An 8,976-nucleotide genomic window follows, 5' to 3' on the forward strand; every position below is an offset into this window, starting at 1 on the left:
CGGCTTCGTGCTGGCCTGGTCCCGGTGGCGCCGCCGCCACCAGGCACGCGCACAAGCCAGCCACTATCGCCGCCAAGCCGCAGCACTCCAACTCAACTGATCACAAAAGTCGGGCTGGAGTACTAGGCAGGTCAGCCGCCTTACGGCTGGAAAGAGGGGACCCGGATGGCCGCGGTCCCCTCTTTCCGTCTGCCCGCCCGACCCTGACAGGGATCCTTCCTCGCCGCTGACGAACCTGACGAGGTCCACTTCGGGTGACATTGTCCGCCGTTTTCCAAGAAATGTGGAGCGACGGGATCCACGTCTCCGGGCGGAGTCCCGAACAGTCGACCGTCCTTCTTGGAGCTAGTGATTCATCCGACATCTGATGTTGTCGGAAGGTCCTGACCTTGTCTGCCCCCTCTGACTAGGTCGCCTCTTCGGTTTTGCCGTCGTGATGACCATCGGGCTAGGATTTCGGTAGAGGTACGAAATAGCGAACGACCTACCGTGAAGAGTCCGGAACAGTGGCATGACCTTGTGTCTCCTGAAGAAGGAAAGCGGCTCCATGCAGAAATCCAGGGCGGCTCGACGAACACATCCGAACCAGCCTCGGTCGGGCTGGAGTTCGCTGACTCCAGCCGAACTGCAGGTCGCGCGTCTGGTCGCGCTTGGAATGAGTAACCGCGCGGTGGCCGAGGAGCTGACGATCTCGCCGCACACCGTGAACACGCATGTGCGAAACGCGTTCGCCAAGCTCGATGTCTCCAGCCGTGTCCAGCTGACCCGGCATGTGCTGCTCCACGACAAGGCGCCTCCTCTGACCACCCGACTGCGATAGCGAAAGGACCCGATTCCTATGTGCGGACTTGCCGGCTGGGTGAGTTACGGACGGGATCTGACCGGCGCGACCGACATGGCCTGGGCGATGACCGAGACGATGATCTGCCGTGGTCCCGACGCGGGCGGCCTGTGGACGTCGAAGCACGCGCTGCTCGGCCACCGGCGGCTCGCGGTCATCGACCCGGGGGGCGGACGGCAGCCGATGGCAGCCGCCGACGACGGCGGGCAGCCGGTCATCACCTACACCGGTGAGGTCTACAACTTTCGGGAGCTGCGGGACCAGTTGCGTTCCCGGGGCCACCTGTTCCACACGTCCAGTGATACCGAGGTGGTGCTGCGTTCCTACCTTGAGTGGGGTGCTGCCTTCGCCGAACGGCTCAACGGCATCTACGCGCTCGCGATCTGGGATCCGCGCATCGAGGAACTGCTGCTGGTCCGCGATCGCATGGGCGTCAAACCGCTTTACTACTATCCCACCGTCGACGGAGTGATCTTCGGTTCCGAGCCGAAGGTGATCCTGGCCCACGACGAGGTCGAGGCCGTCGTGGATGTTGACGGCCTGCGAGAGATCTTCAGTATCGTCAAGACACCCGGGCAGGCGGTGTTCCGCGGTATGCACGAGGTACTGCCGGCCACAGTGCTCCGTTTCTCCCGTGCGGGCAGCAGCACGCAGGCCTACTGGACGCTCGAGGCGCGCGCACATACCGACGACCTGGAAACCACGGTGGCGCGGGTGCGGTCACTGCTGGAGGACATCGTCGAACGGCAGCTCGTCGCCGACGTCACCGTCGGCACGCTGCTCTCCGGAGGCCTGGACTCCAGCGCCGTCACTGCTCTCGCCGCGGCGGCCCGCGCCAGGCACGGCATCACGGAGCCCCTCCGGGCCTACTCCGTGGACTTCGCCGGGCACGAGCAGCGCTTCGAGTCGAATGTGCAGTGGGAGGATCCGGACACCCCCTTCGCCGTCGAGGTGGCCGCGAAGGTCGGCGCCGAGCACGTCATCGTCGAGCTGCACAACGAGGACATCCTCGCGCCCGAGGTCCGCGCCGCGGTGCTGCGCGCCCAGGACCTGCCCGTGTCCACCGGAGACATGGAGTACTCCCTGCTGCTGCTGTGCCGTGCGCTCAGAGAGAGCATGACGGTGGCGCTGTCGGGTGAGGCGGCCGACGAGCTCTTCGGCGGTTACACCTGGTTCCACGACCGCGAGGCCGTCGAGCTCGACAGCTTCCCCTGGCATCACCCCTTCGAGCAGGCCGGTGGGGTCGGCGCGCTGCGCGAACTCGGGCTGTGGGACCGGCTGGACCTCACCAACTACGTCAAGCTGCGCTACACCGAGGCGCTGGAGGAGGTGCCCCGGCTGCCCGGAGAGACCGGACTCGAGGCCCGGATGCGGGAGCTCAGCTATCTCAACATAACGCGCTGGGAGAATTTCCTCCTCGACCGCAAGGACCGGATCAGCATGGCCGCCAGCCTTGAGGTCCGGGTGCCGTTCACCGACCATCGGCTGGTCGAATATGTCTACAACGCGCCGTGGTCGATGAAGACCTTTGACGGGCGAGAGAAGAGCCTGCTGCGCGCGGCGATGCGCGGAATTCTGCCCGAATCCGTTCTGGACCGTAAGAAGAACCCCTACCCCTCAACCCAGGACCGTGACTACGAGCTGGCTCTGCGCCAGAAGGTCGAGGCGGTTCTCCGCCACGGCGCGCCCGTGCTGGGCATTGTTTCCGAACGGGAGGTGCGCAGGCTCCTCGACCGACCCGTCGGCTCGTACGCGATGGGAGGCCCGTGGGGGGCGCGCGCCGTGCTCGAACGGCTGATCGAGTTCAACACCTGGGTGACCGAATACGGCGTCCGGATCGCCTTCTGACGGATACGGCCGACCGCCGGGCGTAGTGGAGGAGCAGCCAATGGAGGACAGGACCGCCCTGGTCACCGGCGCGGCCGGAGGCATCGGCGAAGCCGTCGTGCGCACCCTGGCGGAACGCGGCGTTCGGGTGGCGGCGCTGGACGTGGATACCACCCGGCTGTCGGAGTCCGTGGGGAGGCTGCGGGCCGAGGGACTACGGGTGACCGGTGTGTCTGTCGACGTCACGTCAAGCGCTGATGTCGAGCGGGCCGTCCCGGAGGCCGAGGAGACCGTGGGCCCGCTGGACTATCTGGTCAACGCCGCGGGTGTGTTGCGGCTGGGAGAGGCCCGCAAGCTCACCGACGAGGACTGGGCCGAAACCTTCAGGGTCAACGCCACCGGCGTCTTCTACATGTCCCGCGCGGTGGTCAACCGGATGGTTCCGCGGCGTTGTGGTGGTGCGGTGGTCACGGTCGCCTCGAACGCGGCGGGCACCGCCCGTGCCGAGATGGCCGCGTATGCGGCATCCAAGGCGGCGGTGAGTGCTTTCACCAGGTGCCTCGGCCTGGAGGTCGCCCAGTTCGGTATCCGCTGCAATCTCGTCGCCCCGGGATCCACCGACACTCCGATGCTGCATGGCATGCATGACGGTGACGTGGCCGTGCGCGCATCGGTCGCCGGCACCCCCTCGGCCTTCCGCGTCGGAATCCCTCTCGGCAAGGTCGCCCGGCCCCGCGATGTCGCCGACGCCGTCGCCTTCCTGCTGTCCGACGAGGCCAGCCACATCACCCTGCACAGCCTGACCGTGGACGGCGGGGCGACGCTCGGTGTCCACTGAGGAGAATCCGGTGAAGAACAGCATCCGAGGCATCCCGCCCATCGACGCCTACCCGATGCCGACCGAAGGCGACCTCCCACCGGCCGCAGTCTCCTGGATTCCCGACCCCCGGCGTGCCGTGCTGCTGGTGCACGACATGCAGCGCTACTTCCTGCGACCGTTCGCGAGTACCGGGTCACCAGGGGGGCCGCTGGTGCGCAACGCGGCTCTGCTGCGCGAACGGTGCGTCGCGGCCAGGATCCCCGTGGCCTACAGCGCCCAGCCCGGCGGCATGAGCGACGAACAGCGTGGTCTGCTGCGTGACTTCTGGGGATCGGGCATGCAGACGTCGCCAGCGGACCGGCAGGTGGTGGACGAGCTCGCGCCCGCCTCGCTGGACTGGATGCTCATCAAGTGGCGCTACAGCGCGTTCTTCCGCACCGATCTCCTGACACGGATGCGTGCTGTCGGTCGTGACCAGCTCATTGTCTGTGGCGTCTACGCCCATGTCGGGGTCCTGATGACCGCGGTGGACGCCTTCAGCCACGATGTCCAGCCCTTCCTGGCCGCTGACGCGGTCGCGGACTTCTCCGCCGACTACCACCGGATGGCGCTGCGCTACGCGGCCGAACGCTGCGCCCGGGTGGCGACGACCAAGGAACTACTCATGGGCATCGAGGCCGACCGGTGATCGGCCGGGCGTCGGCCGCCGTCGCGGACACCGGGCTGCTGGACAGAATGCTTGCCGAGCGACCGCCTGCGTTCGCACTGCTGTACCGGCCGGACAGCACCGGTCCCGGTGAGGTGGATCTGCTGATCGGGGAGGTCTCCGAGTGCGACTCACTGGTCGGCATACCGCTGGTGGACGAGGCCTACCGGGGGGTGGGTACTCGGCATGAGGTACTCGTCCTCGTGCCCTACCGGCAGATTGCCGAACGCGGGTTCGCCGCCATCGATGACGGCGAGTCACTGTTGATCCTCCGGGTACGCGAGCAGGGTGTACTCCCGCTCGCCGAGATCCGTCGTCGGTTGCCCGATATGTCGGTGTCCTTCTCCGGGGGGCGTTTCGACACGGACGACGAGGCCTACGCCTCGGTAGTGCGCCGGGTTGTCGCCGACGAGATCGGCACCGGCAAGGGCGCCAACTTCGTCATCAAACGGTCGTTCACCGCGGACATCACCGATTTCACTCCCGCCGCGGGCCTGGCGTTCTTTCGGCGCCTGCTGGAGCGTGAGGTCGGCGCCTACTGGACCTTCCTCGTCCACACCGGCGGCCGCACCTTCGTCGGCGCGACGCCCGAGCGACATGTGAGCCTGCGCGACGGTACCGCCGTGATGAACCCGATCAGCGGCACCTACCGCTATCCGGCGAGCGGCCCGACGCTGGATGGAGTACTGAGCTTCCTCAACGACCCCAAAGAGACCGATGAGCTCTACATGGTCGTCGACGAGGAACTGAAGATGATGTCCCGGATCTGCGAGGCGGGTGGCCGGGTGACCGGCCCCCACCTCAAGGAGATGGCACGACTGGCGCACACCGAGTACTTCATCGAAGGCCGCACGACGCGCGATGTGCGCGACATTCTGCGGGAGACCATGTTCGCGCCCACCGTCACCGGTTCCCCGCTGGAGAGCGCGGCCAAGGTGATCAGCCGGTACGAGTCGGGCGGCCGGGGCTACTACAGCGGCGTCGCGGCTCTGATCGGTCGCGACGAGGCAGGATCCCGCTCGCTTGATTCGGCGATCATGATCCGTACTGCCGACATCGACCGTTCCGGGCGGATGCGGATCAGCGTCGGCGCCACGCTGGTGCGTCACTCCCATCCGGATCACGAGGTCGCCGAGACCCGGGCGAAGGCGGCCGGGCTACTCTCGGCGCTGGACGATGCCGGATCGCCCGGGTTTGCGACGTCCCCACAGGTTCTCAGCGCGCTCGCGCAACGCAACGAGACCATCGCGCCCTTCTGGCTGCGGGATGCCGGACGCGCCCGTGAGCGAAAGTTCGACGAACTGGCCGGGCGGAGCGTGCTGGTCGTGGACGCGCAGGACACCTTCACCTCGATGATCGCGCACCAGCTCTCATCACTGGGCATGCGGGTGACCGTGTGTCGGTTTGATGAGCCGTACGACATCGAGGCCCATGACCTGGTGGTGATGGGCCCCGGTCCCGGTGATCCCTGCGTGACGGACGACCCGAAGATGGCCCATCTGCGTGACACGATCGCCCGTCTGCTGGCCGTGGGACAGCCGTTCCTCGCGGTGTGTCTGAGCCATCAGATTCTCGCAACCCTGTTCGGACTGCCGTTGGTCCGCCGCGATGTGCCCAACCAGGGAGTGCAGCGCGAGATCGACTTCTTCGGGCGCCGGGAACGGGTCGGCTTCTACAACACGTTCGCCGCGCGGTCCGCCACGGACAAGATCGAACATCCGTCCCGCGGAATCGTCGAGATCTGCCGTGATCCGGAGACCGGCGAGGTGCACGCAATGCGCAGCAGCGGTCTTGCGTCCCTGCAGTTCCATGCGGAGTCGCTGCTGTCCCGCAACGGGGTGGACATCACTGCTTCGCTGGTCATCGAGGTGCTGCGTTCATGCACGCGGTGATCGTGTGGTGGGATCTCGCCGGCTCCGGCCAGACAGTGGAATCCCTGCGGACCTACCTGCGGGATGAGGCGGTGGATCGGTTCAGCCGTGTTTCGGGCCTGCGGCTGAAGATCTGGATCTCGGACGTGGCGCGGCAGCGCTGGGGCGCGGTCCTCCTATGGGAGACCGCCGAGGCCGCCGCGGCGCCGCTCACTCCGCGGGCAGCTGAACTCATCGGCTTCCCCGCGACCTTCGGTGATGCCTTCGACGTCGAAGCGACGGTGGAAGGCCCGCTCCCGCTGGCATCCGTCCCGGGACGCGGGCTCGCTCTGGAAAGTTGAGCCAGGAACCTGACCGCGGCAAACACGAAAGGGACTTCGAGCGCACCATGACGAGGATCGTCGTCGCCGGCGGCGGCATCGGTGGATTGGCCGCCGCGCTGAGCATCGCGCGCAACGGCCACCAGGTTGTCGTCCTCGAACGTCAACCGACCTTCGAAGAGCTGGGCGCAGGCATTCAGCTGGCACCCAACGCGTTCCGGGCACTGGATTCTCTCGGCGTGGGATCAGCGGTCCGCGCCAGTGCCGTCTACATCGACGAGCTGCGTTTCATGGACGGTACGACCGGCGAGTGTGTCACCCGCATGCCGCTCACCGAGGCGTACCGTGCCCGGTTCGGGAATCCGTACACGGTGGTTCACCGCGGTGACCTGTACGAGGCCCTCCTACGCGCCTGCCGGGCCGCGCAGCAGGTCGAACTGGTATCCGGTGCGGAGGTGACCGGGTACGCCCAGAGCATGTCCCAGGTCACGGTCAGAACACAGGATGGTTCCCTCATCACCGGTGGCGCGCTGATAGGCGCGGATGGCATCCGCTCGGTGATCCGAGCGCGTCTTGTCGGCGACGGCGAGCCCCGGGTGTCCGGTCACACCATCTACCGCTCCGTGATTCCCATGGCGAAGGTGCCCGAGGATCTGCGCTGGAACGCTGTGACGCTGTGGGCCGGTCCCAGGTGGCACTTCATCCACTACGCGATCGGAGGCGGGAGGTACCTTAACCTGGCCGCCGTCCGCGATGACGGGGCCACCCAGATCGTGTCCGGTGAGCCGGTCGAACGCTCGCAGGTCCTGGGGGAGTTCCCCGGTCTGGGCAGAACGAGCCGCCGGCTGCTGGAGCTCGGGCAGGACTGGAGAACCTGGGTTCTGTGCGACCGTGATCCGGTGAGCACCTGGACCGATGGCCGGGTGGCCCTGCTTGGCGACGCCGCCCACCCCATGCTGCAGTACGCGGCTCAGGGCGCCTGCATGGCTTTGGAAGACGCCGTCATCCTGGGCGTGTTCCTCGACTGCGACGGTGAGAACATCGGCCCACGCCTGGAGAAGTACGCCGCCGAGCGCCGTGACCGCACAGCCAGGGCGCAGCTCGTCGCACGCGAGATGGGCGCCCGCCTGTACCACCCGGCTGGAGATGAGGCTCGCGCCCGCAACGCCGTCCTCTCCTCCATGTCCGTCGCCGACCTGTACGACCGGGTCGACTGGTTGCATGGCTTCTCTCCGCAGCCACACCGATGAAGGGCATCGGCTCCACCCACCTGCGAGCAGGTCGTCGACCAGCCGCGCACGCAGAACGCCGGCCTGCCCTTGGTCGAGGACACCTGCTGTCTCAGCCTGAACCATATCCACCGGGCAACACCCCTACTACATAAAGTGATCCATTGATCGGTCGCTGTCGCCCTGCCTGATCGCAACGGGCCACACATCCCCCGGAGGGCCAGAAGGTATACGACAGCAATCACTGGATAGCGACAGACACTTCTTCGCTGCCTTGCCACGGATGGCAGTCGACAGATGTCCGCAGGCGGATACCTGGGTAACTACGGCCCAGATCCGCCGGCGGTTCGCAGAGCGGTCGAGTGTGGGAGTGGTGGCATAAACCATCCTCCTGACCGACAACCATCCCGCTGATCGACCCGGATATCTGTCGGGTTGTGAGGTGAAGGCAGGTTCTTGTCCGATCCCCGTCGCAGCTCGTCTGCCAGACCGCCTCCTCGGCAATCTTCCTGACAGTTACAGAGGGTTTCGTGATGATTGCATGGCGAGTGTCAGGGGGGTGGAGACCTGGGTCGTCTGGCCTCGTCTCCATCGTATTTACGCAGTTCTCGAAAAGCCACTGACCAGGTGCTTAACAGCTGGATCAGGAATTGTCCGCGAGATTGCCGTGACAGGGATCAGGGGGCACGCTCCGACAGGTGGAGCGGGTAGCTGTACGTGGTCGGCCGAACGCGGAGAATCACGGCAGGCCAGCCGCCCCCTCGCTTGCGCGTCGTGACAGGATCTCCACGGCCGGCGGGGCTGTCGTGGCAGGAGCTTCGGACGCCCATGGCCGGTCCCTGCGCCCGACTGCGGGTGGTCCTGGCCGACGACGAGGCCTTTCCTCGTGAGGCTGTTGCTGTTCTACTCGATCGTCACGGTTGCGACGTGGTAGCGCAGGTGGCGGATGCGGCTGGTCTGTGCGACGGCGACAGCGGCCTTTCGCCCTGACATCGCGGTGGTTGACCTCGGCCTGTCGGGCGCCCGCTGCCTGGAGGGGCTCGAGGCGGAGGCGGTGTCGGGTACCTGCTCAAGGAACGGATCGGCGGGGCGGATGAAGCGGCTACGCGTGACGCAGCACTGGCCGGTGGTTGTCCCCCTGGCGGCCTGGCTGGGCGGTCTGGTCGTCGCGCTTCCGGTCGGCGCGGTCGCCGGCATCTACCCGGCTGTCCGTGCCGCCCGTCTCACTCCGGTCGGCGCGCTGTGCCGGCTCCTGCCCTGGCCACAGGCCACCCGCCTGGACGAGCTGGCGCCCGAGCGGGTGGCGGTGCCGAGCGGCTCCCGGGTACGCCTCGACTACAGCGGCACCAGCGGCGCGGCCGG

8 protein-coding genes are annotated in these 8,976 nt (G+C 67.0%); all 8 read left to right on the forward strand.

The genetic code is table 11. The features are described 5' to 3' along the window. Nucleotides 1-511 precede the first annotated feature (511 nt). On the forward strand, nt 512-820 hold the full coding sequence (locus tag AB1460_RS34050; protein ID WP_368966421.1) for a response regulator transcription factor: 309 nt from the start codon (nt 512-514) through the stop codon (nt 818-820). Nucleotides 821-838: 18 nt separating this feature from the next. Further along, nucleotides 839-2,689, forward strand: coding sequence for an asparagine synthase (glutamine-hydrolyzing) (gene asnB / locus AB1460_RS34055; RefSeq protein ID WP_368966422.1), 1,851 nt, complete (start codon nt 839-841; stop codon nt 2,687-2,689). 40 nt (nt 2,690-2,729) lie between these two features. After that, nucleotides 2,730-3,506, forward strand: a complete 777-nt coding sequence (locus AB1460_RS34060) for a 2,3-dihydro-2,3-dihydroxybenzoate dehydrogenase (protein WP_368966423.1) — start codon at nt 2,730-2,732, stop codon at nt 3,504-3,506. A 22-nt stretch (nt 3,507-3,528) separates the two neighbouring features. After that, nucleotides 3,529-4,176: an isochorismatase family protein gene (locus AB1460_RS34065; protein ID WP_368966428.1), complete on the forward strand. Its 648-nt coding sequence runs from the start codon at nt 3,529-3,531 to the stop codon at nt 4,174-4,176. Nucleotides 4,177-4,223: 47 nt separating this feature from the next. Beyond that, on the forward strand, nt 4,224-6,086 hold the full coding sequence (locus tag AB1460_RS34070; protein WP_368966429.1) for an anthranilate synthase family protein: 1,863 nt from the start codon (nt 4,224-4,226) through the stop codon (nt 6,084-6,086). Then, the gene (locus AB1460_RS34075) at nt 6,074-6,406 is read left to right on the forward strand and encodes a hypothetical protein (protein ID WP_368966425.1); all 333 of its coding nucleotides are present in this window, start codon (nt 6,074-6,076) and stop codon (nt 6,404-6,406) included. The genes AB1460_RS34070 and AB1460_RS34075 overlap by 13 nt, the downstream gene beginning before the upstream one ends. A gap of 47 nt (nt 6,407-6,453) precedes the next feature. Continuing rightward, entirely contained in the window at nt 6,454-7,635 is a 1,182-nt protein-coding gene (locus AB1460_RS34080) for a 3-hydroxybenzoate 6-monooxygenase (protein ID WP_368966426.1), read from the forward strand. A 925-nt stretch (nt 7,636-8,560) separates the two neighbouring features. Continuing rightward, nucleotides 8,561-8,976: ATP-dependent helicase C-terminal domain-containing protein (locus AB1460_RS38470; RefSeq protein ID WP_420497441.1), on the forward strand; the 416-nt coding region annotated here is incomplete at its 3' end.

Source organism: Parafrankia sp. FMc2 (assembly GCF_041008525.1).
Taxonomy (GTDB): Bacteria; Actinomycetota; Actinomycetes; order Frankiales; family Frankiaceae; genus Parafrankia.

Excerpts from the sequence above, each read along its gene's own strand:
- AB1460_RS34050 (WP_368966421.1), top strand. The coding sequence starts at position 512 with ATGACCTTGTGTCTCCTGAAGAAGGAAAGCGGCTCCATGCAGAAATCC.
- asnB (WP_368966422.1), top strand. The coding sequence starts at position 839 with ATGTGCGGACTTGCCGGCTGGGTGAGTTACGGACGGGATCTGACCGGC.
- AB1460_RS34060 (WP_368966423.1), top strand. The coding sequence starts at position 2,730 with ATGGAGGACAGGACCGCCCTGGTCACCGGCGCGGCCGGAGGCATCGGC.
- AB1460_RS34070 (WP_368966429.1), top strand. The coding sequence starts at position 4,224 with ATGCTTGCCGAGCGACCGCCTGCGTTCGCACTGCTGTACCGGCCGGAC.
- AB1460_RS34075 (WP_368966425.1), top strand. The coding sequence starts at position 6,074 with ATGCACGCGGTGATCGTGTGGTGGGATCTCGCCGGCTCCGGCCAGACA.
- AB1460_RS34080 (WP_368966426.1), top strand. The coding sequence starts at position 6,454 with ATGACGAGGATCGTCGTCGCCGGCGGCGGCATCGGTGGATTGGCCGCC.